The 24,380-nt window shown below is 71.1% G+C and carries 19 protein-coding genes and 1 pseudogene; 12 read left to right on the top strand and 8 right to left on the bottom strand.

Features of this window, described 5'->3' with window-relative positions; genetic code table 11:
* Positions 1 to 20: 20 nt before the first annotated feature.
* Positions 21 to 1,121, bottom strand: coding sequence for a hypothetical protein (locus tag ACGFRG_RS18795; RefSeq protein WP_393265162.1), 1,101 nt, complete (start codon positions 1,119 to 1,121; stop codon positions 21 to 23).
* A 71-nt stretch (positions 1,122 to 1,192) separates the two neighbouring features.
* Positions 1,193 to 1,801 (bottom strand): TetR family transcriptional regulator, encoded by a 609-nt coding sequence (locus tag ACGFRG_RS18790; protein ID WP_361421959.1) that lies wholly within the window; start codon positions 1,799 to 1,801, stop codon positions 1,193 to 1,195.
* 458 nt (positions 1,802 to 2,259) lie between these two features.
* Here ACGFRG_RS18790 and ACGFRG_RS18785 point away from each other — a divergent pair, with 458 nt between their 5' ends.
* The 3 genes from ACGFRG_RS18785 (at position 2,260) to ccrA (ending at position 8,497) form a co-directional block, all read left to right on the top strand.
* Positions 2,260 to 3,006, top strand: a complete 747-nt coding sequence (locus ACGFRG_RS18785; protein ID WP_393265159.1) for a hypothetical protein — start codon at positions 2,260 to 2,262, stop codon at positions 3,004 to 3,006.
* A gap of 189 nt (positions 3,007 to 3,195) precedes the next feature.
* On the top strand, positions 3,196 to 7,200 hold the full coding sequence (locus tag ACGFRG_RS18780) for a type I polyketide synthase (RefSeq protein ID WP_393265156.1): 4,005 nt from the start codon (positions 3,196 to 3,198) through the stop codon (positions 7,198 to 7,200).
* A gap of 70 nt (positions 7,201 to 7,270) precedes the next feature.
* Complete coding sequence (gene ccrA / locus ACGFRG_RS18775; RefSeq protein WP_361421950.1) at positions 7,271 to 8,497, top strand: crotonyl-CoA carboxylase/reductase; 1,227 nt, start codon at positions 7,271 to 7,273, stop codon at positions 8,495 to 8,497.
* Positions 8,498 to 8,611: 114 nt separating this feature from the next.
* Here ccrA and ACGFRG_RS18770 read toward each other — a convergent pair whose 3' ends face one another.
* The 3 genes from ACGFRG_RS18770 to ACGFRG_RS18760 all read right to left on the bottom strand — a co-directional run bounded on the left by ACGFRG_RS18770 (position 8,612) and on the right by ACGFRG_RS18760 (position 11,312).
* Entirely contained in the window at positions 8,612 to 9,577 is a 966-nt protein-coding gene (locus tag ACGFRG_RS18770; RefSeq protein WP_393265152.1) for an aldo/keto reductase, read from the bottom strand.
* A gap of 83 nt (positions 9,578 to 9,660) precedes the next feature.
* Positions 9,661 to 10,614, bottom strand: a complete 954-nt coding sequence (bla, locus tag ACGFRG_RS18765) for a class A beta-lactamase (protein ID WP_393265149.1) — start codon at positions 10,612 to 10,614, stop codon at positions 9,661 to 9,663.
* Positions 10,615 to 10,751: 137 nt separating this feature from the next.
* The gene (locus tag ACGFRG_RS18760) at positions 10,752 to 11,312 is read right to left on the bottom strand and encodes a GNAT family N-acetyltransferase (protein WP_393265146.1); all 561 of its coding nucleotides are present in this window, start codon (positions 11,310 to 11,312) and stop codon (positions 10,752 to 10,754) included.
* Positions 11,313 to 11,442: 130 nt separating this feature from the next.
* Between ACGFRG_RS18760 and ACGFRG_RS18755 the strand changes: the two genes are divergently transcribed.
* The 3 genes and pseudogenes from ACGFRG_RS18755 to ACGFRG_RS18745 form a co-directional block, all read left to right on the top strand.
* Positions 11,443 to 11,802: a zinc ribbon domain-containing protein YjdM gene (locus ACGFRG_RS18755; protein ID WP_361421937.1), complete on the top strand. Its 360-nt coding sequence runs from the start codon at positions 11,443 to 11,445 to the stop codon at positions 11,800 to 11,802.
* 132 nt (positions 11,803 to 11,934) lie between these two features.
* Positions 11,935 to 12,783, top strand: coding sequence for an NAD(P)H-binding protein (locus ACGFRG_RS18750; protein WP_361421934.1), 849 nt, complete (start codon positions 11,935 to 11,937; stop codon positions 12,781 to 12,783).
* A 66-nt stretch (positions 12,784 to 12,849) separates the two neighbouring features.
* A pseudogene (locus tag ACGFRG_RS18745) lies at positions 12,850 to 13,017 on the top strand (prolyl aminopeptidase); the annotation flags it as partial.
* 431 nt (positions 13,018 to 13,448) lie between these two features.
* On the opposite strand, the gene ACGFRG_RS18740 reads toward ACGFRG_RS18745, so the two are convergent.
* On the bottom strand, positions 13,449 to 14,207 hold the full coding sequence (locus ACGFRG_RS18740) for a polysaccharide deacetylase family protein (RefSeq protein WP_393265598.1): 759 nt from the start codon (positions 14,205 to 14,207) through the stop codon (positions 13,449 to 13,451).
* A 540-nt stretch (positions 14,208 to 14,747) separates the two neighbouring features.
* Between ACGFRG_RS18740 and ACGFRG_RS18735 the strand changes: the two genes are divergently transcribed.
* Complete coding sequence (locus ACGFRG_RS18735) at positions 14,748 to 15,257, top strand: hypothetical protein (RefSeq protein WP_361421931.1); 510 nt, start codon at positions 14,748 to 14,750, stop codon at positions 15,255 to 15,257.
* A 110-nt stretch (positions 15,258 to 15,367) separates the two neighbouring features.
* Here ACGFRG_RS18735 and ACGFRG_RS18730 read toward each other — a convergent pair whose 3' ends face one another.
* Positions 15,368 to 15,556 carry an antitoxin gene (locus ACGFRG_RS18730; protein WP_361421928.1) on the bottom strand — a complete coding sequence of 63 codons (189 nt, stop codon included), beginning with the start codon at positions 15,554 to 15,556 and terminating at the stop codon, positions 15,368 to 15,370.
* A gap of 381 nt (positions 15,557 to 15,937) precedes the next feature.
* On the opposite strand from ACGFRG_RS18730, the gene ACGFRG_RS18725 reads away from it, so the two are divergent.
* Positions 15,938 to 17,074 carry an AI-2E family transporter gene (locus ACGFRG_RS18725; protein ID WP_361421925.1) on the top strand — a complete coding sequence of 379 codons (1,137 nt, stop codon included), beginning with the start codon at positions 15,938 to 15,940 and terminating at the stop codon, positions 17,072 to 17,074.
* A gap of 22 nt (positions 17,075 to 17,096) precedes the next feature.
* Here ACGFRG_RS18725 and ACGFRG_RS18720 read toward each other — a convergent pair whose 3' ends face one another.
* Positions 17,097 to 17,999: an aminoglycoside phosphotransferase family protein gene (locus tag ACGFRG_RS18720; protein ID WP_393265141.1), complete on the bottom strand. Its 903-nt coding sequence runs from the start codon at positions 17,997 to 17,999 to the stop codon at positions 17,097 to 17,099.
* A 161-nt stretch (positions 18,000 to 18,160) separates the two neighbouring features.
* Here ACGFRG_RS18720 and ACGFRG_RS18715 point away from each other — a divergent pair, with 161 nt between their 5' ends.
* The 4 genes from ACGFRG_RS18715 to ACGFRG_RS18700 all read left to right on the top strand — a co-directional run bounded on the left by ACGFRG_RS18715 (position 18,161) and on the right by ACGFRG_RS18700 (position 24,334).
* Complete coding sequence (locus tag ACGFRG_RS18715; RefSeq protein WP_393265138.1) at positions 18,161 to 20,113, top strand: PQQ-binding-like beta-propeller repeat protein; 1,953 nt, start codon at positions 18,161 to 18,163, stop codon at positions 20,111 to 20,113.
* 162 nt (positions 20,114 to 20,275) lie between these two features.
* On the top strand, positions 20,276 to 22,024 hold the full coding sequence (locus ACGFRG_RS18710) for a glycosyltransferase family 2 protein (protein WP_393265135.1): 1,749 nt from the start codon (positions 20,276 to 20,278) through the stop codon (positions 22,022 to 22,024).
* A complete protein-coding gene (locus ACGFRG_RS18705; protein WP_393265132.1) occupies positions 22,021 to 23,136 on the top strand; it encodes a glycoside hydrolase family 26 protein in 1,116 nt (371 codons plus the stop codon). The genes ACGFRG_RS18710 and ACGFRG_RS18705 overlap by 4 nt, the downstream gene beginning before the upstream one ends.
* A 61-nt stretch (positions 23,137 to 23,197) precedes the next feature.
* Entirely contained in the window at positions 23,198 to 24,334 is a 1,137-nt protein-coding gene (locus ACGFRG_RS18700; protein WP_393265130.1) for an NAD(P)/FAD-dependent oxidoreductase, read from the top strand.
* Positions 24,335 to 24,380: the final 46 nt, after the last annotated feature.

The raw sequence follows: 24,380 nt of genomic DNA, 5'->3' as shown, positions 1-24,380 counted from the left end.
TCCCGCCCGGGTCTCCCCGCCTAGGACTTCCCGAGCGTGGGCTCCGGCTCGCGCTCGGGCGCGGGGGCCGCGGCTCCCGGCGCCGCCTGGCGGCGTGAGCCCAGGACGAAGAGCGCGAGGCCACCGAGGAGCCAGCCGGACAGGACGATCAGGGCGCGGGTGCTGCCCGAGCCGTCGAAGAACGCGGTCGAGCGCAGCAGGGTCCCGCCGGCGCCCGGCGGCAGGAACTGACCGAAGGTGCCCCACGGGGTCGGCAGCCACTCGGGACCGGCGGCAAGCCCCGACAGCGGGTTGCCCAGGAAGATCATCATGGTCGCGCCCAGAGCGAGACCGGCGCCGCCGAGCAGCGCGCTCAGACCCATGATGGTCCAGCAGGTGGCGGCCGTACTGAAGGTGACCGCAAGCGACGTCAGCGCGTAGTTGCCGTTGGTCACGCCGAAGCCGTACTGCAGCAGGGCGGTGAGGGCGAAACCACCGGCGATCGAGAACCCGAAGGCGGTGGCGGCGCGCTGGGCGGGATCGCGCAGCAGCGTCACGATCGCCGCGGCCGCGAGATAGCCGCCGAGCACCAGCGGCAGCGCACCGGCCGAGAGCCCGATGGCGTTGGGGTCGTCGGCCATCGGCGGGTGCAGATCGCGCACCACGACCCCGGAGTCGGCGGTCGCCGGGTCGAGTGCGCGGGCGAGGGTGCGCAGGGTCGTGGCGATGGTGGGGCTCGCGGTGGTGGCGATCAGGACCTCGGGCTTCGCGCCCGGGGTGGCGCCGACGACGACCGCACCGTAGATGTCGCGGTCGTCGATCCGCTCGCGGGCCGCCCGCGCGTCGGGCAGCGTCCTGATGCGGAACCCGCCTGGCTTGGCCTTCTCCAGCTGCCCGGCGATCTTCACGGCGGCCGCGTCGGGCCCGGCGACGGCGATCGGCACCTTGTGCGGGCCGGAGTTGATCGCCGGTAACGCGAAGGCGGTGAGCATCGCGACGAGCAGGGCGGTGAGGGCGACGACGAGGATCGGGACCTTCCGCCAGCCGTCCGGTGCGGGAGAGCCGGCGCCGACCGGCTCGGTGGTCGATCCGGCACCGTCGGGGGTGGCGGGAGTTTCGGTGCTGACTGGCTTACGGGACATGGCAGTTGGCTCTCTCTGTGCGTCGGGGCACCCGAGGCGGCCGCGCCGGACGGGGTCCGCGCCGCGGTGGGCTACGGATCGATCCGTACGCGCCGCAGCGCCTGCCGTACGGAGTCCAGCGCGGAGGCGTCGGAGCCGCTGGTCACCCAGTGCTCGAAGGCGAGCCGGGTGGTGGTGAGGGCGAGGGTGGCCGCCAGGCGCGGGTACAGGTCGCGCTCGGCGTCGGCGCCGGTGCGCCGGGCGATCTCGGCGGCGAGGGCTGCCGCCATGGTGGTCTCGAACCGCATCTGTTCGGCGGCGAGTTGGGAGTGGGCGAGGGTCAGCCGGGCGCGCAGGACGATGCCGGGTTCGACGGCGGGCGACTCCCCCAGCGCGCTGGTGAGCGCATGGGTGAGCGCGTCCCACAGCGGCTCCCCGGGCGGCCGCGCCCGCAGCGCCACCCGCACGCGCTCGGCCCGGTCGGCGCCCGTGGCCATCACGGCCTCCTCCTTGCTGGAGAAGTAGTTGTTGAACGTACGGGCCGACACCCCGGCCGCAGCCGCGATGTCCTCGACGCGCACGGCCTCCCAGCCGCGTTCCGAGGCGAGCCGCAGCGCCGCGAGGCTCAGCGCGGTGCGGGTCGCCTGCTTCTTGCGCTCGCGCAGCCCCGGCCCGGGGGCGTTGTGCTGTGCAGTGCCCATGGCCGGGCAGCGTACAGAAGTTGCGTGCCCCGCAAGAATTCGTACCACGCAAAAAGCGTCAGATCCGAACCGCCGGGCGCGATCGGCCGGTTCACGCCGTCGGACCTGCCGAGGGGTCGCCGAACCGGCGGTAACCGCCGCCCCACCGGGCCCGCCCCACGGTGGCCGACGAGGGTCGGCGCGGGCTCGACCAGCCCTCCGTGTGGGCCGCGTCACGAACTCGGCACCACGCGACTGGCCGGATGTCAACCCCCGTGCAGCGGTCACGCGTTGACGATGTATCGCTACGAACTGTAGCGTTACTCAGCGGTAGGGTGGTGATCACAGAGAGGCGTGTTTTCCCAGGGGCATGAAATGGTGGGCTCCGCGCATCGCTACCCGGTTTTCCCCGCACTCCCTTGATGCTGCGAGCGTGGCTGCCTTTTCGGACGCGATACTGCAAACTCGATGAGGCGTGCATGCGTAATTCCAACTCGCTCTGCGACGAAGTGCTGTCACAGATGCGGCCGTTGATCGAATCCGTCGTCAATGACGTCCAGATCCGCGCACTCGAAGATTCGACACTCGCCGTCATAGACGACAGAAGTGTCGCCGCCAACACACTGGACACTCTGGTGGAGCGGGCCGAGCATTCGGTGACCATGCTCATACCGAATTCCGAGGACGCGTTGCCCGTGGTCGGCACCGCGTTACGCGGACTGGCCGCGCGGCATCCGCGCGATATCCGCGTGCGGATTCTCGCGGCGCCGGACCTGGCCGGGGACGACCGGCTGGCCCGGCTGGGCGCGGTCGTCGAGGGCCTGGAGATCCGGCTGGCCGCGACCGCCGTACGGCACGCCGCCGTGGTCGTGGACCGGCAGGTCGCGCTGGTGCGCTCGCCCGGCGTGGCCACCGCCGGCGGGGCCTCGATCATCCGCGCGCCCGGTGTGGTCAAGGCGCTGCACGACCTCATGATGACCGCGTGGCACCGGGGCGCCCCGCTCACCAAGTACCAGCAGCTCCAGGAATATCTGAGCAGCGACTGCGGAACACGCATTCTGCAGATGCTCGGCGACGGCTGCACGGACGAGGCGGCGGCCCGGGAACTGGAGATGTCGGTGCGGACCTACCGCAGACGAGTCGCGGACATCATGCGGCTGCTCGGCGCGCGCTCCCGATTCCAGGCCGGGCTCTACGCATCCAGCATGGGCTTGTTGCAGGCATGAGTCCGCAGCCGTTTCACGCGCGTTACGTGTAGGCAGCAACCTGCCACTGGCGACATGAATTCACGAGACCCGATGGCAATTTGCTGACGGCACGTTGAACATTCCGGGCCGATATTGCGAGAGTCGAAGCGATCCCGCGCAGCCGACTGCCGCGCGGCCTGCCCGACTTAAGGAAGTCACGTACACATCATGGGTCAAGACACCCCGGTGCGGCCCGCACCGATAGCGATCGTGGGAATGGCCTGCCGAGTCCCCGGCGCCGACGGCCCGGACGCTTTCTGGCAGCTCCTGATGGACGAGGTCTGCTCGGTCGAGGACGTTCCGCCCGTCCGGTTCGGGCGGCAGTACGAGATTCCGGGGGCGCGCGTGCGCTCCGCGCTCCTCAAGGACGTGGACCGGTTCGACGCGGAGTACTTCGGGATCTCCCCCCGGGAGGCGGCGGGCATGGACCCGCAGCAGCGGCTCTTCATGGAGACCGTCTGGGAGGCCCTTGAGGACGCCGGGCAGGACCCCGCCGAGCTCGCGGGGACCCGTACCGGCGTCTACGTCGGCACCACCAACGTGCACTACTGGGATCTCCAGCAGAGCATCGGATGGCCCGACATCCACGCCTCGCTCGGGGCCGGTTCGCGCTCCACCACGACGGGCCGCGTCTCCTTCGCCCTGGGCGTCACCGGGCCCGGACTGTCGGTCGACACCGCCTGCTCCTCCTCCCTCACCGCCATCGCGCTCGCCTGCCAGAGCCTCCAGGCCGGCGAGTCCACCATGGCCATCGCGGGCGGCTCGCAGCTGCTCCTCGCCAACACCGAGAACCACGGGTTCGTCGACGCCAACGTCTTCTCGGAGAACTGCCGCTTCGGCGACGCCGCCGCCGACGGCTTCGTGTTCAGCGAAGGCGTGGGCGTGGTCCTCCTGAAGCCGCTGGAGCGTGCGATCGCCGACGGCGACCCCATCCGCGCGGTGATCCGGGGCTGGGGGATGAACAACGACGGCGCCGGCAGCGACACCATGATGAGCCCCGCCCTGAGCGGCCAGCGCCAGATGCTCCAACTCGCGTACGAGCACGCCGGGATCGCCCTGTCCGACGTCGACTACATCGAGGCCCACGGCACCGGCACCCGCGCGGGCGACCCGATCGAACTCGGCGCGATCGCCTCCGCGTTCGGCGGCCACCGCACGGACCGGCCGCTGCTCGTCGGCTCGGTGAAGAGCAACATCGGCCACACCGGCTCCGCCGCGGGCGTGCTCGGGCTGATCAAGATCGCGCTGGCCCTCAAGCACCGCACCGTGCCGCGCAGCCTCCATGTCACCGAACGCACCTCCACGGTCGACTGGGACGCGGCGGGTCTCGACATCCCGCACCTCGGCGCCGTACCCCTCGACGCGCAAGGGCGCCCGCTGGCCGCCGGGGTGAGCGGATTCGGCGTCTCCGGCACCAATGTGCACCTCGTCCTGACCGAGGCCGAGCCCGACGGCGGCGGCGTCCGCGAACCGGCCACCGCCGAGAGCGGCGCCGAGCACGTGCTCACCGTCTCCGCCGCCTCACCCGAAGCCCTGCGCCAGCGCGTCCAGGACCTGGCGCACCACCTCGCCCCGGGCGGGGCGGGCCGTGCCGCCGAGCTCGCGGACCTCTGCCACACCGCCGCCACCCGGCGCCCGCACCTCGACTGCCGCCTCTCGGTCGTCGGCGACAGCCACGACGCGCTCGCCGAGCGTCTGCGCGACGCCCTGACCGAGGACGGCCACACGGGCTACGCGGGCCGCCCGCAGGTCGCCTTCGTCTTCTCCGGCCACGGCTCGCAGTGGATCGGCATGGGCCGTGAACTCATGGACGTCTCCCCGGCGTTCAGCGCGGCGCTGATCCGCTGCGACGAGGCCGTACGCGCCGAGACCGGCTGGTCCGTCATCGACCGGCTCAGCGACGGCAGCGACCTGATCGGCGAGACCGTGGCCATCGTGCACCCGGTGCTCTGGGCGATCCAGGTCTCGCTCGCCGAGACCTGGCGGGCCTGGGGCGTCGAACCGGACGTGGTCATCGGACACAGCATGGGCGAATCGGCCGCCGCCTGCGTCGCGGGCGCGCTCAGCCTTGCCGACGCTGCGGCCGTGGTCTGCCGCCGGGCCCGGCTGATCCGCGACCGCGTCGCCGGGCGCGGCACGATGTCGGTGGCCGCGCTGACCGCCGCCGACGCCGAACAGCTCATCGCCGAGCTCGCGGTCGATGTCTCGGTCGCGGCCAGCAACGGCCCGCGCACCACGGTCCTCGCCGGGGAGATCGACGGCATCGAGAAGATCAAGGCCGAGCTGGACAGCCGCGACGTGTTCTGCCGTGTGATGAAGGCCGAAGCCGCCTCGCACTGCGCCCAGATGGACCCGCTGCTCGATGAACTCGCTGCGGAACTACGGGACATCGAGCCGCGCGCCGGACGCGTCCCGCTGCGCTCGACGGTCACCGGTGAGCTGGAGGACGGGACCGGGCTCGACGCCTCGTACTGGACCCGCAACATCCGCGGCCGCGTCCACTTCCACGAGGCCGTGCTCAGCACCGCGCTCCAGACCGAGACGGTGTTCATCGAGATCAGCCCGCACCCGGTCCTGTCGGGCGCGGTGCAGGACTCCCTCGACGACGCCGCCCTGCCCGGCGCGGCCATCGCCTCCCTCCTGCGCGAGGAGCCGGAGCGCCGCACCCTGCTGACCCATCTGGGCAAGGTGTACGAGACGGGCGCCCGCGTCGACTGGAACGGGCTGTACGGCGGCGGCCGTTGCGTACCGCTGCCGACATACCCCTGGCAGCGGGAGAGCTACTGGGTGGAGGACCTGGAGTCCCTGCCGCAGTCCCATGAGTTCCGGCTCGACGCGCCGGGGTCGCCGTTCCTGCCGGAGAGCCCCGACGGTGGTCCGGCCGTGGTGCACGGACCGGAGTTCGTGGAGGCCGCCAGGGCCGCGGCCGCCCTGACCTCGGGCAGCGACGCGGTGCTGCTCACCGGGGTGGACATCGAGGAGGCGCTGCTCGTGCGCCCCGGCGAGGCGCACACCCTGCGGGTCGTCCTCACCCCGGCCGCGACCGACGGCAGCTGGGAGTTCGAAGTCACCAGCCGACCGGGCGAGGGCGACTGGACCCGGCGCGCCGGGGGAACCGCCACGGCGCTGCCCGACGACACCCCGGCCGGGCACGAACCGCTCGACCGGATCCTGGCCCGCTGCCCGGACCGGCTGGACCCCGACACGTTCTACCGCCGTACGGCCGGGGCCGGTGCGCTCCGGCACGTACTGGACGAGATCCGTCTCGGGCGGGGCGAAGCCGTCGCGCGGCTGCGCAGGCCCGCCTCGATGGAGCCCCGCCCGGGCCACCCGGTCCACCCCGACCTGGTGCGCTCGGCCTACCAGCCGGCCCTGGCGCTGCTCCCCGACCCCTCGCTCCTCACCCCGAACCTCACCGGGTTCGCGGTGTACGGCCCGGCGACGGACGAGCTGTGGACCGCGTGCCGCATCACCGAGGCCGCCCACGGCGAACTCGCCCTGGACATCGCCCTGTTCGACGACGGACACCGTGTCGTCGCCGAGGCCAAGGGCATGCCGATACGTCGCCGCACCGGCGAACAGACCGAGGAAGACAAGGTGAACGCGACCATGACGGCCGAGCACGCGCGAGCGGCGGAACCGGGCGAGGTGCACGGCACGGGCCAGGGCATCGAACTCACCGGCGAGCTGCGGCTCACCGACCCCTCCAGCGGCTTCGTGATCGAGCTGCGCGGCAGCCTGCGGATCGCCGCGAACCCGGCGGGTGCGACCACCCGCGCGGTGGAGGACGCGGCACCGGTCGCTGTTCCCGCCCCTACCACCGTTCCGGCCCGTACAACCGCTCCCGTCACGGCAGCCGCACCCGCACCGGCCCCCGTCGCGGCGGCCACGTCCCACCCCACGCCCACCCCCCGGCCCGCCACGGACCGCACCGTCACCGAGCGCGTCGCGGAGCACGTCGCCGCCGTCCTCAAGATGCGCGTCGCCAGGCTCGATGTGAACAAGCGGTTCAGCCAGCTCGGTATGGACTCGCTCATGGCCACGGAGCTGCGCAAGCGGCTGGAGAAGGACCTCGGCGTCGCCCTGCCCATGACCCGGCTGGTGAAGGAGACCACGACGGCGTCACTGGCCCGGGAGCTCGAAGCGGAAATCGAAGCGGAAACCGTCGCCTGACGACCCCTGCGACTACCCTGCGACACCCCCAGCTCGACAGCAACGACAGAAACACCAGGTGGAGGAAGAGTTGACCAAGGACCTGTACGACATCGGACAGATGCCCCCGCTGGGCGAGGTGCCCTCGCGGATGCACGCGTCGGTCATCCGCCCGGACCGCTACGGCCCGCCGGAGCAGGGCTTCGCCATGGAGGTCGTGGACACACCGCGCGTCGGCCGGGGCCAGGTGCTCGTCTATGTGATGGCCGCGGGCATCAACTACAACAACGTCTGGGCGTCGCTCGGTTACCCCTACGACGTCATCGCCGGGCGGCAGAAGCGCGGCGAGCCCGAGGACTTCCACATCGGCGGCTCCGAGGGGTCCGGCATAGTCTGGGCCGTCGGCGAGGGCGTGACCTGTGTGAAGGTCGGCGACGAGGTGATGCTGTCGGGCTGCACCTGGGACGAGAGGGCCCAGGACATCCGGATGGGCGCCGACCCGATGACCTCCGCCACCCAGAACGCCTGGGGATACGAGACGAACTACGGCTCGTTCGCGCAGTACGCCCTCGTCGACGACTACCAGTGCCACCCCAAGCCGGCCAACCTCACCTGGGAGGAGGCCGCCTGCTTCCTGCTGACGGGCGCCACCGCCTACCGGCAGCTGTGCGGCTGGGCCCCGCACACGGTGGAGCCCGGCGACCCGGTGCTGATCTGGGGCGGCGCCGGTGGCCTCGGCTCGATGGCGATCCAGATCACCCGGATCCGCGGCGGTGTCCCCATCGCCGTGGTCTCCGACGAGGAGCGCGGCAAGCACTGTCTGGAGCTCGGCGCGGAAGGGTTCATCAACCGCAACGAGTTCGACCACTGGGGCCGGTTGCCGGACACCACGGACAGCGCGGCGATGGGCAAGTGGATGAAGGGCGTACGCGCCTTCGGCACCAAGTTCTGGGACGTCCTCGGCGAGCGCCGGGCGCCGAAGATCGTGCTGGAGCACAGCGGTCAGAACACCATCCCCACCTCCATGTACCTGTGCGACACGGCGGGCATGGTGGTCATCTGCGGTGGCACCAGCGGCTACAACGGCGATGTGGACCTGCGGTTCCTGTGGATGCGTCAGAAGCGCCTCCAGGGCTCGCACTTCGCGAACATCCGCCAGTGCCGCCAGGTCATCGAGCTCGCCGCCAGCAAGAAGCTCGACCCGTGCCTGTCCTGGGTCGGCGACTTCGAGGAGACGGGGCTCGCGCACCAGCTGATGTACGAGAACAAGCACCCGTCCGGCAACATGGCCGTACGTGTCAACGCGCTGAGCGCCTGACAGGTACGTATACGCGCGCAGGCAGTAGGTGTACGCGCCGACGGAACCGGGCCGGTCGGGGGCATCGTGGCGACGACGATACCCCCGACCGGCCCTTTCCCGTCAACTCCCGCATCAGGAGTAGAAGTTGCGCTCCCACCGGTGCTCGGCCAGTACGGTGAGCTGGTCGGCGGTGAGCGGACGCCCGTCGCTGAGGGCGGTGTTGCGCTCGACGTTGCGGACGCTGCGCATACCGGGGATGACGGTGGAGACCGCCGGTGAACTCAGCACGAACCGCAGCGCGTACTCCGCGATCTCCCCGGTGCCTATGCCGAGGTCGTCGACGATCGCGGCCACTCGCCGCTCGATCTGCGCCGGGCGGTCGCCACGGAAGTAGCGGTGCCGCCAGTCGCCGTCGGGGAACGTCGTATCGGCGGTGATCCGGCCGGTGAGACCGCCCTCGTCCAGCGCCACCCGTACGATGACGCCGACACCGTGCTCCTCGCAGGCGGGCAGCAGGGTGTCGGCGGGCGCCTGGTCGAAGACGTTGTAGATGACCTGCACGCTGTCCACGACGCCGCTGCGTACGAGCGCGAGCGCACTGTCTGGCTCATGGTCGTTGACGGAGACACCGAACAGGCGGATCTTGCCCTCCCGCTTCAGCTCGGCGATGGTCTCCAGCCAGTCGCCGCGCCCCACCCAGTCGTCGCTCCAGGCATGGAGCTGCAGGACGTCGAAGTGGTCCAGGCCGCTTGCCCGCAGACTGGTCTCCAGGCTGGTACGGATGTGCTCGCCCGGAAACGCCTCGGCGGGGTCGAGGCCGGCGGGCGCGGGCCACACACGGTTCTTCGGCGGCACCTTGGTGGCGACGTACACCTCGTCGCCCGCCAGCTCACGCACCACGCGCCCGACGATCCGCTCGCTCTCGCCGTAACCACGGGCGGTGTCGATGAAGTTCACACCGAGGTCGACGGCACGGCGCAGGGCGCGTACGGACTCGTCCTCCGTCGCGCCCACCCAACTGGACTCACCGATACCCCAGGCGCCGTAACCGATCTCGGACACGGACAACCCACTGCGGCCCAGCTCGCGGTAGCGCACCAACAACCTCCACGTCGTCGTCCCTGGCCGAACGGGGTGTCCGCGGGAAATCACGCTGACGATAGGCGAGTTGCGCGCGGCCGTCAGCTGGATTTATCCGGCGGCGGCCCGGTCATCGCCTCGGCCAGCACGCGTGCCGTCCTGGCGACCAGGGGGTTGTCGGCGACGGCGTCCTGGGCGGGCTTGGTGGTCAGGACGGCCAGGACGACCGGCGGGCGGCGGGGTGGCCAGGCGATACCGACGTTGTTGTTGACGCCGTAGTCGCCGCCCCCGGTCTTGTCGGCGACCCGCCAGTCGGCGGGCAACGCCGCGCGCAGACGTTCACCGCTGGTGGTGTTGGCGAGCAACCACTCGGTGAGCAACCGGCGGTCGTGGTGGACGAGGGCGTCGCCCAGGACGAGGCGGGCGTACGTCCGCGCGATGGCCCGGGGTGTGGTGGTGTCCGTCTCGCGCCACGGCTCCGCCGAGTTCAGCTCGGGCTCCCAGCGGTCGAGGCGGGTGATCCGGTCGCCGGTGGAGCGGCAGAAGCGGGTGACGGCGGTGGGCCCGCCCAGTTCACGCAGCAGCAGGTTGGCGGCGGTGTTGTCGCTGTAGGTGATGGCGTACTCGCACAGCTCGGCGACCGTCATACCGCCGGAGAGGTTCTCGGGTTCGCGGGTGATCGGTGAGTAGCCGGAGTCCTTGACGTCCTGCGCGGTGTAGTGGATGCGGCGGGCCAGGAACTCACCGTCGCGGTCCAGGTCCCGCAGGACCGCGGCCGCGCCGAGGGTCTTGAACACCGAGCACATCGGGAAGCGCTCGTCCGCCCGGTACACCACCGTGCGTCCCGTGGCGGTGTCATGGGCGTACGCACCGAGGCGCGCGCCGTGCTCCCGCTCAAGGGCGCGCAACTGCCGGGTGACACGGTCCGCCGCGCCGGTCGCGGGCGAGGCGGCTCGGGCCGGGGCGGCCAGGGATACGGCGGCGAGCGCCGCCCCGGCTCCCGTCGCCAGCACGGTCCGTCGGCTCGCACCAGCTCCGATGGGTCGCACAGTCATGTCCTTTCGTTCGGTCATTCGTACGGTGGGACACCTGCCATGACGTCACTTTGAGCCCGGTTGGTTGCATTGGTTCTCATCGGCTACATTGGCCCCGGTTGATGGCCGTGGCCTCGGTCGGCTGCCGTATCAGCGCCTCAAGAGGCCTGATCGCCCGCCCGCCACTCCTGCGCGAGCACCGACCAGATCTCCTCGTCGTGCCACTTGCCCCGGTACAGATAGCTCTCGCGCAGCACACCGTCCCGGGTCATCCCGAGTCGTCGGGCCACCGCGATGCTGGGCTCGTTGCCCGCCGAGACCCACCACTCCACCCGGTGGATGCCCCGCTCCTCGACGGCCCAGTCGATGATGACGCGCACGGCGCGCGTCACGAGTCCCCGCCCCGTCGCGGTCGGCTCCAGCCAGCAGCCCGCCTCGGCGATGCCCTGCGCGACGTCCAGCCGCCGGAAGAGGACCGCGCCGACGAGCGCGCCGTCCACGCGGATGCCGTGGAGCCGCCCGGTGTCGGCGGCGGTCTTGTCCGCGTACGCCTGGAGGAACGCGCGGCTCGACTCCAGGTCCGTGACGACGTCGGGCAGCCCGTTGTACTGCCCGATGAACTCCCGACCCCGGTCCACATGGGCCAGGAACTCCTCGGCCTGCCACGGCTCCAGCGGGCGCAGCTCGGCCCCGTCGTCGCCCAGGGATATCGCGTACATCTCACCCTCCACGGTCTTCCACGGCGCCGTCCGGCACGGCGAGTGGATCTTCGCATAGGCGTCGCCAGGGACCCTGTGCACCGCTGAGCCGCTGCACGATCGGGGCGATTCCCGGCGATATTCTGGAGACATGATCGAGAACCTTCCTCCCTGTCCGAAGTGCGCCTGTGAGTACACGTACGAGATGAACGCCCTCGTGGTGTGCCCGGAGTGCGGCAACGAATGGGTGCCCGCCCAGGGCGACGCGGAGGGCGAGGGCGCCGCGCAGGAGCGGGTCGTCAAGGACGCCGTCGGCAATGTGCTGAGCGACGGCGACACGGTGACGGTCGTCAAGGCGCTCAAGGTGAAGGGCAGCCCGTCCGGGATCAAGGCCGGTACGAAGGTCCGCAACATCCGGCTGATCGACGGAGTGGACGGCCACGACATCGACTGCAAGATCGACGGCTTCGGCGCCATGCAGCTCAAGTCCAGCGTGGTCAAGAAGGCGTAACCGGTCGTACTGAGGCGGGCGACGGCGCAGGACCGGCTGCCGGGACTACGTTGTCCGAGGCTGCCCGGGGGCAGTTGGTCCTGCGCGAGGCTGCTGAGGGTCGGGAAGCACGCCGGCCCGGGGAGGACGACCATGACCACGCTCGTGATCGGGGCCCGCGGAAGTGTCGGGCGGCATGTGCTGGATCAGCTCCTCGCGGCGGGCGAGCCGGTACGGGCCTCGGCCCGCAACCCCGCGTCGGCGGATCTGCCGCCCGGCGTGCCGGTGGTCGCGGCCGACCTCACCAGGCCCGAGACGCTAACGGCCGCGCTGGACGGGGTGCGGCAGGTCTTCCTGTACGTCACCTCGGCGGGCATGGCGGACTTCGCGGACGCGGCTCGCGCGGCGGGCGTCGAGCATGTGGTGCTCCTGTCGTCCGGGAGCGTGCTCCTGCCGTACGCGCAGGCCAACGCGATCTCGCTGGAGCACCGCGCGGCCGAGCGGGTGCTCGCCGCGGCCGGGTTGCGCTGGACCCCGATCCGTCCGCTCGTCCTCGCCAACAACGCGCTGAGCTGGTCGTACTCGATCCGCAAGGAGGGCGTGGCCCGGCTGCTGCACCCGGATGCGGTGACGGCGCCGATCCACGAGCGGGACATCGCACAGGTCGCGGTCGCGGCGCTGACCGGCCACCGGCCCGAGGGCGGGTCGGGCGACCTCAGCGACCTCCTGACCGGCGCGGAGTCGCTCTCGCAGCGCCGCCAGATCGAGCTGATCGGCGCGGCCACGGGCCGGTCCATCCGCATCGAGGAACTCACCGAGGCGCAGGCCCTGGACCACTTCGCACCATTCGGCTCACGGGAGACGGCGGCCGCCGTGGTGGAGCTCATCGCCGCCGCGACCAAGGGCGGCTCCCCGGCGACGGACACCGCCCGACGGGTACTGGGCCGCCCACCGCTACCGTTCGCCCGTTGGGCGGCCGACCATGCGGCCGCCTTCATCTGAGCCACACCGGGAGGGAGTTGACGTGGTCGAGCCTTATCCGCCGATCGAGCCGTACGACAAAGGGATGAACATCCCGACGCCGGAGTGCGCCAGACGGCCACGGCCGACTGGTGCGCCTGGGAGGACGCGGTCCTGTCGGGCGAGACGAACGGCGCCACGAACCCCTACGGCGACCGCCCCTCGACGGCCCGGCTCGCCCTCGTACGCATCTGCTCCCACTACTTCTCGCACGGCGATCCGCGCGTCCGGCGAAGCGCCGTCTCAGCCTCGACCGAAGAAGTCGGGGCCATCGGCGCGCCAGGAGTCGGCGCCGACGCTCCACACCGTACTCCCCGCCTGCCGCGGCACCTCCCGTCCCAGGGACAACCACAGCCGCACCACCGCCTCGTACACCGGAGTCCCCTCTATCCGGGGTCCCGGCCCGGAACCCGACCGCGACCCGGGGCCCGGCGTGAGCCGGCCCGGGGCGGAGGGGGCCCGCGGTGGCGCGGGCGGGGTGGTCAAGACCTGCCAGTCCAGCGTGCGCGTCCATCCCACTGCATTGTTCACGCCATGCCCAACGCGGCTCTTCCATCGCCGGAGAACATTACTTTCGGCCACAGCGGGGCGAGTTCCCCGGCCACGACGCACCCTGTGCCCCGTCCGCCTCAGCAGCGTCCCCTCCGTCAGGGCTGGGTCCGGACCGGGAAACTGGTCGGGTGGCCGTGCTCCTTGAGCCACGGAAGGATCTGCTCCATCGCCGCGACGGTCTGGTGGCGGTCGCCACCGCCGTCGTGGAACAGGATCGTGGGACCGTTCGTCAGCTCCCGGTGAACGTTGTTCACTATCACGGCCGTTCCCGGCTTCTCGAAGTCCTTCGTATCCACGTTCCAGCCCAGCGGCCGCATCCCGGCCGCCGCCGCGATGCGCCGACTGTCGGGGGTGAAGGCTCCGCCCGGGGCACGGTAGTACTCCACCTTCGCTCCCCCGGCGGCGTCCTCGATCATCTTCTTCGCGGCCAGGATCTCCTGCTGCTGGAAGGCCACGGGCTTCTTGTCCATCGCGGTGTTGTGGGTCATCGTGTGGTCGCACAGCCGGTGGCCCTCCGCGACCACCTGCTTGACCAGGTCCGGGTACTGCGCGGCCTGCGGGCCGATCATGCAGAACACCGCCCTGACCTGGTTCTCCCTCAGAACCCGCAGAACCCTCGGCGTCCACTTCGGGTCCGGCCCGTCGTCGATGGTGATGTTGACGGCCTGCCCGCCCGACTCGGCCGCGTGCGCGATGGTTTGCGGAACCGTCACCTCCGGACTCTGTGAACCCTCCCGAACGGAGCCCTGGTTACCGGCCGCGCCCCGATGCACGCCGCCTCCGCCCGACCCGGTCAACAGCGTCGCGCCCCACACCGCCCCCGTGAGCGCCACCACCGAGGCCCCGACCGCCATGCCCACGGCGTACTTCCTCGTCACCTTGTTCTTCAGTTCGCCCAGTGCCACGAACGCCACTCCCCGCCGACGTTGGTCCCGCCTCTCCGAAGTGAGGACGATATGCGCAGCACGCACGGTTCACCCAATTCGCAATTAACACGGGCCATACGGACGCCGTCGCGATCCGGCCCGACGTCTCACGGAACGTGACGCACGGATGTATGTGCCGGACGGTGGTCATGGTGAAGAGTGGCCGCCAGTGGGCTTCGCCATCGATCACTTGGGGGACACATGGGCGCCGCCCGTGCGTTGCGGATACCGGCACTCTGCGTGGCGGCCCTGTCAGTTGTGGCGGGGGCGTCGGCGTGCAGCGGTGGCACGGCGAAGGAGAGCGACGCGCAGACGCTGCGGAAGGCGGTACAACCTCTCCGCGCGGCCGGATCGTTTCGTATGGTGGGCAGTCTGCGCGGGGCTGACGGGTCCAGCACCGCGGTGGACGCCCGGGTGGATACACGTGGCAACTGCGCGGGGCGGCTGGGGCGGGCCGAGAGCACCGTTATGGGTGATCGGGTCTGGACGCACTGGGATGACGACGCCGTGCCCGACGCGCTCGCGGCTCTGCACGGCGGCCCGCTCGACGAGGTGGTCGATCCCGTGGCCGACCCGCGGTCGGACCCGGCCTGGCGGGCCACCCGGCTGTTGCGCGGGGCGTACTTGGTGACCGACCTGCCCGGGGAGAAGCCGGAGGTGGAGGGCCTTGCGCCGGTCTGCCGGGCAGGTCGGCTGCTGGCAGAGGCCGGGAGCGGAGGCGGAGCCGTCAGCGCCGGAGCCGTGGTCGAGCGTGACGGGGCGCGCGTACGCTCGTTGGTACAGGTCAACGGGCCTGTCACCGTACGGGTATACGTGTCGGCACACGGTCGGCCCGTGCTGCGGGGCGCCGAGTACGCGGTCGACGGTGGGCGAACCGTCTCCGTGCGGTTCAGCGAGCTGGGAACGCCCGTCGCCGCCGCCCCGCCGGTGACCTCACCCGTGATCCCGGCCCGTCAACTCCTCGATCTGCTCGGGTAGTCCCGCCCGCGCGGCCGCAGGCGGGCGTCAGCGGCCAGTGCACCGCACGCGGGCGCATGCCACATGGGCCCGGCTCTGTACGAGCCGGGCCCATTCGAACAGTGGCGTCGCTATGACTGAGGGGGCTGGCCCGGGTCCCTGCCGAGCTGATCCTTGAGCTTGTCCTGGGCGGTGTCGACCTGGCTGCTGTACTTGCCCTGGGTCTTGTCGTCGACGAAGTCACCCGCCTTGTCGATGCCCTGTCCCGCTTGGTCCTCGTGACCCTTCAGCATCTGCTTGAGCTTGTCCAACACGGACATGGCCATCCTCCTTGGGTACTGCCCCCGCCTACAGAGTCACCACTGGGCCCGTGAAGTGCATCTCGGAGCAAAAAGAGGAGCGCGCGCACAGCCACCGCCGACGCCCCGCAGCCGCCCGTCCGGACCGATTTCGGGAACGATTTCCTACCTGTCTACGGGAGCGGGGGCCGCCCGCGCCATAGGCCATACGAGTGAATGAGCACGTCCGCACGCCGGGCATGGACTCGCCGGATCGGGATACTGGGAACAACGGACACGAGAGGACCCACGACTCCGAGACAGCCACGACAGAGCCGCCACGGAACACCGACGAGAGGCAGGGACGCATGAGGGCCACCCGCTCCGCCGCCTCGGCCGACCCCGGTGGACGGGGGCACCACGATGGCCTCCTCTCCCCCTGACGACCCCGACGGACGAGATCCCGCCGAGGGCCCCGCCGACGCGCCCCCGCCGGTGAGCCGCCGCGGCCCCGCTCCACGCCCGGCCGCCGCGCCCGGCTCGTCCTGGTTCAAGGTCGGCTTCGCCCTGGGCCTGGGCGGCACCCTGGCCTGGGTCACCACCCAGACCCTGCTCCAGGTCAGCAATCTGCTGACGCTCCTGCTGCTGGCCATGTTCCTGGCCATCGCCCTGGACCCCGTCGTCACCTGGCTGACCAGCCACCGGCTGCCCCGGGGATGGGCCGTCGCCGTCGTGCTCACTCTGGTGCTGGCGGCCCTGGCCGGATTCCTCGCCCTGGTCATCCCACCGGTCAGCAACGAGATCAACGCCCTGACCAAGGCGATCCCCGGCTGGCTGAAGCAGCTGCACGACCACCAGTCCACGCTCGGCAAGCTGGAGGATCGTTTCCATCTGCTGGACAAGGCCCACCAGCGCCTGTCGTCCGGCGGGACGTCCGACCTGCTGGGCGGGCTGCTCGGGGCGGGGAAGGCCGTGATCAGCGCCGTGGCCTCCACCGCGATCGTCATCGTGGTGGCGGTCTACATGATGGCGTTCCTGCCGGCGCTCAAGAGTTTCTGCCTGCGCTTCGTCCGCTCCGACCGGCGTGAGCACGTACGAGCCATGACCGAGGAGATCCTGTCGCGCACGGGCCGCTACATGCTCGGCAACGTCGCCACCTCCGTGATCGCCGGTCTCGCCACCTTCCTGTGGTGCGAGGCGACCGGGGTGCGCTACGCCGCCGCGCTGGGCGTCTTCGTCGCACTGATGGACCTCGTCCCGATCGTCGGGTCCACGATCGGCGGCATCGTCGTCAGTCTCATCGCCCTGTCCGTCTCGCTGCCGGTCGCCGTGGCCACCGCCGGTTTCTACATCGCCTTCCGGCTGGCCGAGGACTACGTGATCGTGCCCAAGGTGATGAAGTTCGCCGTGAACGTCCACCCGCTGGTCACCGTCGTCGGCGTACTGATCGGCGGCGCGCTCCTGGGCATCATCGGCGCACTCGTCGCCATCCCGGCCGCCGTCGCCATCGGCCTCATCCTCGACGAGTACGTCTTCACCAAGACCGACGCGCACCGCTGAGAGCCGCCGCTGAGGTCGCGTGTCAGGCGGTCTCTTCCAGCACCGCCCGGATCACATGGCGGGCATTGCGCGCCATCGTCGGGTTCGTCGTGCGGTAGTACGGCAGTGCGATCAGCGCCTGCGAGAGCGTCCGGCCCCGGCCACGACGCCACATCGCGTCGTCCACGTCCAGCGCCTCGCGGAAGACCCGCCGCGCATCGGGCGGCAGCAGGTTCCACGCCGGGAACAGATCGCAGGCCGGGTCGCCCACCCCCGTGCACCCGAAGTCGATCACCGCGGTCAGCCTGCCGCCGTCCACCAGCAGATTGCCCGGCATCAGATCGGCGTGCAGCCACACCGGCGGCCCGTCCCCGCCCGGCGCCGCCAGCGCGTCCGCCCACACGGCCGCCACGGCATCGCAGTCGACACCCTCCTCCGGGATCCCGCGCAGCTCCTCGATCGCGGCGCGGGTCGACGCGTCGAGCGAGGCGAGAGGCCCGCCACGGTAGGCGCGCGGCGCCCCGGGCAGGGTGACGCTCCACATCGCCGCCACGAACCCGGCCAGGTCCTTCGCCAGCAGCGCCGGCTCGCTCAGCGCCCCCGCCGACGGGTTCTCCCCCGCCAGCCACCGGTACACCGACCACGGCCACGGATACCCCTCGGCGGGCTCCCCGGCCCCCAGCACCTCGGGCACAGGCGTGGGCAGCAAGGGCGCGAGCCGCGGCAGCCACTCCCGCTCCATCGTCACATCCCCGGCCCCGCTCTCCCCCAGCGGCAGCCGTACGACCATGTCGTCGCCCAGCCGGAACATGGCGTTGACCGTCCCGCCGGAGGAGAGGCGCTTCACCATCAGCCCCGCCCACTGTGGGAATTGACGGGCTATCAGCTTCCGTACGAGATCCTCGTCGAGGGGACGCAGGCCCGGATGCGGCTGCCCTGTGCTCATGGGCGGTATCCGATCGTTCCCCTCCGGCGCACGTCAAGGACGTTTTCCGGCGGACCCCTGGCTTGCTTCGATACGCTGCTACGGCAAGCGAGTTGGTGATATGTCCAGGACGTGACCCGGGGGGCGCCTTGGAGCCATTGGGGCCTGACGATCCCGTCGCGGTGGGACCGTACCGAGTGGTCGCCCAATTGGGCAGTGGCGGCATGGGCCGCGTCTACCTCGGGTATTCGCCGAGCGGTCGACGGGTCGCGATCAAGGTCATCCGTCCCGAGTACGTACAGGAACCCGCCTTCCGGCAGCGTTTCGTCCGCGAGGTGATCGCCTCCCGTGCCGTGGGCGGGTTCTTCACGGCCGGGGTGGTCGACGCGGACCCCGAAGGGCGTCAGCCGTGGCTCGCGACCGCCTACATTCCCGGCCCCTCGCTCCAGCAAGCCGTACACAAGTGCGGCCCGTTCCCGGAGCGGTCGGTACGGGCTCTGGGTGCGGCGCTGGTGGAAGCGCTCACCGCGATTCACGGCGCCTCCCTGATCCACCGGGATCTCAAGCCCGCGAACGTGCTCCTGGCCGAAGACGGGCCCCGCGTCATCGACTTCGGGATCTCCCGGCTCGCCGAGCACAGCGGACTCACCCTCACCGGAACCACCATCGGCTCTCCCGGGTACATGTCGCCCGAGCAGATCCAGGGGCACGCGATCGAGCCCTCGTCGGATGTCTTCTCGCTCGGCTCGGTACTGGCGTTCGCCGCGAGTGGCACCGGGCCCTTCGGGGAGGTGTCGGTGGCGGCGCTGCTGTTCCGTGTGGTGCACGAGGAGCCCGATCTGGCGGCGGTTCCGGCCGGGTTGCGTCGGCTGATCGCCTGGTGCCTGGCCAAGAAGCCCGCCGACCGTCCGACCCTGGCGGCTCTGATGCCCGCCCTGACCGGTGGCCGCTCGCCGGTGGAACTGCTCTCGGCCGGGTGGTTGCCCACGACCTGGCAGGACGAGACGGTGACGGGCCCGCCCCCGGTCCCGGACCCTCCCACGCCACCGGCGCCCGCGTACACCCCCGCTCCCCCACCGCCGCCCGAGCGGCCGGTCAGCCGGCGCCGACTCCTGTACGGCGCCGCGGGCTTCGTGGCCGCCGGCGGGGTCGCGGCCGCCGCCTGGGCCTTGACGCACGACGGCAGGGCGGCCGCCCCGGGGACGCCGCGCTGGCGGTTCACGACCACCGGCACCGTACTGTCGTACCCGAGAGTCGCCGGTGACCTCGTCTACGCGGCGAGCAACGACGGCACGCTGTACGCGCTGGCCGTCGCCGACGGGCAGCGCCGCTGGTCGTACACGACCGGCGCGGCCATCGGCTCCGCCCCCTGCGTGCTGGGCGGCAGCGTCTACCTCGGCGGTGACGACCGTACGCTCTACGCCTTCGACGCGCTGTCGGGCGAGGTCCGTTGGCGGTTCCTCACGGGCGGCATCGTCCACACCCCGGTCGTGACGGGAGGTGTCGCGTATGTGGGCAGCGCGGACCACCGGCTGTACGCCGTGGACACCGTCGACGGACGTCGCAGATGGGCCTTCACCGCGGACAACGACACCCACTCCCCCGCGGTCTCCGGCGACACGGTGTACGTGGGCAGCAGCGACACCAACCTCTACGCGGTGAACGCGTACAGCGGTGACAGGAAGTGGGCCTTCACGACCAAGGGGGCCGTGTCCGGCATCCCCTGTACGGCGAGCGGCCTCGTCTTCTTCGGCAGCACCGACGGCAACCTCTACGCCGTTGACGCGGGCACCGGCAAGCAGGTATGGCGGTTCGAGGGGGCCTCGGTGGGATCCAACCCCGCGATCGCGAAGGGTGTGGTGTACGTGGGCGGTGGGAAGACGCTGCACGCCCTGGACGCGCAAACCGGCAAGCCCGCTTGGGAGTTCACCGCCGCGGCAGACGTGCATTCACCTGTCACGGCGGGATCCGTGGTGTACGTGGGCAGCGACGACACCAGGCTCTACGCACTGCGCTCCGCCACCGGGGAGCACTTGTGGGCCTTCTCCGCCTCCTCTCCCGCGCACTCACCGGCCGTCGCACAGGACACGGCGTACATCGGCGACGACAGCACGCTGTACGCCGTTCGTATCTGATCCCTGCCGGAGCCCTCTCCGAGTCCCTTCTGAACCCGTCGTATCCGAGCGGGTGGTATCCGGGCCCGGCGGGAACCGGCGGCCGACGCGCGCTGTCCTTCACTCACAACAGGTAGTGGCCTGTTCACAGCGGAGTGACGCTGGTTGCCACTAAGGGGGGACATGTCCAGAGATGCATCCCGGCCCGATCGGCGCGCCGAGAGGAGGGATCGCCGCAACGCGTCGGCCGTCGAAGCCTATGTCCGCGCCGCCAGGGCCTGCGGTCCGCTGGCCAACCCGGGCCGGGAGGTCGCGTACTGCCCCGTACTGCGCCTGGACCAGCGGGTGTTGCTCACGGCGGTGACGACCGCCACCGCGCTCGCCGACATCGTGTTCATCGGCTGGCTGCTGCTGCCCGAACATGTGCCCGGGCCGGGGGTGACCGGGCTCGGCGGCTGCGGGCTGTGTCTGGCCCGGGTCGGGTTCTGTCTGGTGGTCGCCGTCGAGACGATCAAAGTCGTGCAGGCGGCGGCCATTTGGGTCTTCGCCTTCCGGGCGAAGGACCCCGTCCCGATGGTCCCGCCGTCCGGGCTGCGCGTCGCGATGCTCACCACCATCGTGCCGTCGAAGGAGCCGCTGGCCGTCGTCCAGCGGACCCTGCGGGCCATGCTGGAGGTGGAGCGCTGGAACTGCACCGTGGACGTCTGGATCCTGGACGAGGGCGACGATCCGCGCGTACGGCAGATGGCGGCGCGCCTCGGCGTGCACCACTTCAGCCGCAAGGGGCGCCCGGAGTACAACCAGCCGTCCGGCCCGTTCCGCGCCCGCACCAAGTCCGGCAACCACAACGCCTGGCGCGCCGAGCACGAGAACGACTACGACGTGGTCGCCCAGATGGACCCGGACCATGTGCCGCTGCCGTGTTTCCTGGAGCGCACCCTCGGCTACTTCCACGCCCCCGACACGGCGTTCGTCGTCGCCCCGCAGGTGTACGGCAACGCCTACGACAACTGGGTCTCGCACGGCGCCTCGGTGCAGCAGTACCTGTTCAGCAGCATGGTGGAGCGCGGCGGCAACGGCCTGGACGCCCCGCTGCTCATCGGCACCAACCACCTCTACCGCGTCACCGCGTGGCAGCAGATCGGCGGCTACCAGGATTCCATCATCGAGGACCATCTGACGAGCATGCGGGTGCACGGCACGGTCAACCCCGCCACCGGCAACGGCTGGAAGGGCGTCTACACCCCCGATGTGGTGGCGATCGGCGAGGGCCCGACGACCTGGACCGACTACTTCAACCAGCAGCGGCGCTGGGCGTACGGCGTCTGGGAGATCACTCTCAACTCCCGGCTGCGGGACGGCATTCGACTGCGGCCGGGTCAGCGGCTGCTCTACGGTCTGGTGCAGTTCTACTACCCGAGCGTCGCCATGAGTCTGGGCCTCGGCACCCTGGCCACCGCCCTGTACATGCTGCTCGGGGTCTCCTCCATCCACCTGCCGGGGCTCCCCTGGTTCCTGCTGTGGTCGGCGGGGATGGGCGGCTCGTTCGTGCTGTGGCTCTGGCTGCGCCGGTTCAACCTCGCCGAACACGAACGGCGAGAGATCGGCACGGCGGGCATCCTGCTCTCGCTCTTCGCCGGGCCCGTCTACATCGACGCGGCGGCGAACGCCCTGCTGCGCCGGCCGCTGGCGTATGTCGTCACCGCCAAGGGCGAGTTGCGCAGCTCGGAGTCGCTGCGCACCTTCCGCCTCCATCTGCTGTGGGCGCTCCTCGCCGGTGCTCTGCTCACGGTGAGTTTTCTGCACCACCACGACTACACAGCCATGCGGATGTGGACACTGCTCGGCCTCGCGGCCGGTTCGGCCCCACCGCTGCTCGCCCTGGTCCAGGGACTCTCCACCCGGCTGCGCACCGCGAGGGCCGAACGGTGAGGGTCACGGCACCACGGCTGCTCGCGCTGCTCAGTGCCGTGCTGCTGACCTGGTACACCTTCACGCTCGCACCGGACCTGGCGGACCGCGACCGCCGCGCGGCAGCCGCCCGCGCGGACGCCGTACTGCCCCCGACGACCGTACTGCCCGACGCCGAACACCCCGCCCCGACGCAACCCACCGCCGTCTCCTTCCCCGCCACCGGCAAGGCGTTCATCGGCGTCTTCACCTCGGCGGGCACCCATGACTTCACGGAAGCCGCCGAGTTCGCCCGGCAGAGCGGACACCATCCGCAGGTGTACGAGTTCTCGGCCGACTGGAAGAGCGACCACTTCGACGCCGGGGCGATCAACCGGGTCGCCGAGCGGGGCATGCTGCCGATGATCGCCTGGGAGCCCTGGGACCACACGGCCGAGGCGAAGGAGCCCAGGCTGCGCGGCGAACAACCCGCGTATCGCCTCTCCGCCGTCATCGACGGTTCCTTCGACGCCTACGTACGGTCCTGGGCGCGGGGCATCAAGTCACTGCACTACCCGGTGGCCATCCGCTTCGCCCATGAGATGAACGGCTACTGGTACCCGTGGTGCGAGCAGTCCAACGGCAACCGCGCCGGTGAGTACGTGCGGGCCTGGCGCCATGTCCACCAGATCTTCGACGCGGTGGGGGCGCGCAACGCGGTGTGGGTGTGGAGCCCCAACATCAGTTACGCCAACTCCACACCGCTGGCCGGGCTCTACCCCGGAGACGCGTATGTGGACTGGGTGGGTCTGTCCGGCTACTACGGCACGGTGGGCAAGGAGAACTACCAGTCGTTCGACCGGCTGTTCAACCCGTCGCGGACGGAGCTGCGCCGCTTCACCCGCAAGCCGCTCGTGATCACCGAGGTCGGAGCCACCGACGCGGCCGGGCGGAAGGCCGAGTGGATCAGCGACATGTTCCGCACGCTGCCTCGTCGGCGCGACATCATCGGGGTCGTCTGGTACCAGGCGGTGAAGGAGATCGACTGGCGGGTGGGGACGTCCACCGCGTCCTCGGCGGCTTTCACCGCCGGTGCGTCGGCCGGTCGGTACCAGCAGCGGTGGGAGCCGGGTGTGCCGCTGCGCCGCCGCTGAGGCCGTTGCCGGATCGGCAAGAAAAATGGCGGGTCCGGGAGGCAGGGCGCACGGTGTTTCCATGACTGCGAACAGGGATTCCTCACAAACGCCCGTAGAAACGCCCGGAGAACCGCACGCGGCACTGCCCGGCGAACTGGACGTCGTGGTGATCGGCGGGGGCGTCGCCGGGCTGGCGGGGGCGCTGACGCTGGCGCGCGCCCGCCGTTCCGTGCTGGTCGTCGACTCCGGCGAGCCACGCAACGCCCCCGCGTCGGCGGCCCACGGCCTGCTGTCCCGCGACGGTGTGGCGCCGCTCGAACTGCTGCGCGTCGGCCGCGAGGAGGTCACCGGATACGGCGGCCGGATCGTGTCCGACCGCGCGGTCTCGGCCCGGCGGGTGGCGGGTGGCTTCGTCGTCACCACCGCGAGCGGTCGCGAGCTGCGTGCTCGGCGTCTCCTGGTGACGACGGGCCTGGTCGACGAACTGCCCGAGGTGGCGGGGCTGCGCGAGCGGTGGGGGCGCGATGTGCTGCACTGCCCGTACTGTCACGGCTGGGAGTTCCGCGACGCGCCGATCGGGGTGCTGGGCGGCCGCCCCGCCTCCCTGCATCAGACGCTGCTGATGCGGCAGTGGTCGTCGCGGGTCACGTTGTTCCTGCCCACGGGTTCCGTCCTGGCCGAGGAGGATGCCGAGCGCCTGGCGGCACGCGGGATCACGGTCGTCGAGGGCGAGGTGACCGCGTTGGACGTGGTGGCGGACCGGCTGGCCGGGGTGAAGCTGGCCTCGGGGCGGCGGGTGGCCGTGGCGGCACTGGTGGTGGCACCACGGTTGGTGGCGCGCGCCGAGGTGCTGTCCGGCCTCGGTCTCGCCCCGGTGGAACACCCCATGGGCACGGGTACGTACGTGGCTTCGGATGCCACGGGCCTGACCGAGGTGGCCGGGGTGTGGGTGGCGGGCAACGTCACCGAGTCGATGGCCACACTGCCGCTCGCCCAGGCGGGCGGTGTGCGGGCGGCGATGGCGATCAACGCCGATCTGGTGCACGCGGACACCGAAGCCGCCGTGGCACGCCACCGGTCGGGCGCCTCGTCCAACGCCTTGGCCGACACCTTCGGCCCGACCAGCGAGGCCGAGGTCTGCGCGCGGGCAGCGGGCAGACACCATCACGACCTGGACTGGGTGCTGGAGCCCGAAGGGAACGAGGAGCGGCGGTAGCGGCGAAAAGGCCGGGGCCTCGCGAAACGTTTTGAGAACACACCTC

Origin of the sequence: Streptomyces sp. NPDC048696 (assembly GCF_043198895.1) — a bacterium.
Lineage (GTDB): Bacteria > Actinomycetota > Actinomycetes > Streptomycetales > Streptomycetaceae > Streptomyces.
This window is presented reverse-complemented; position numbering and strand designations above follow the sequence as displayed.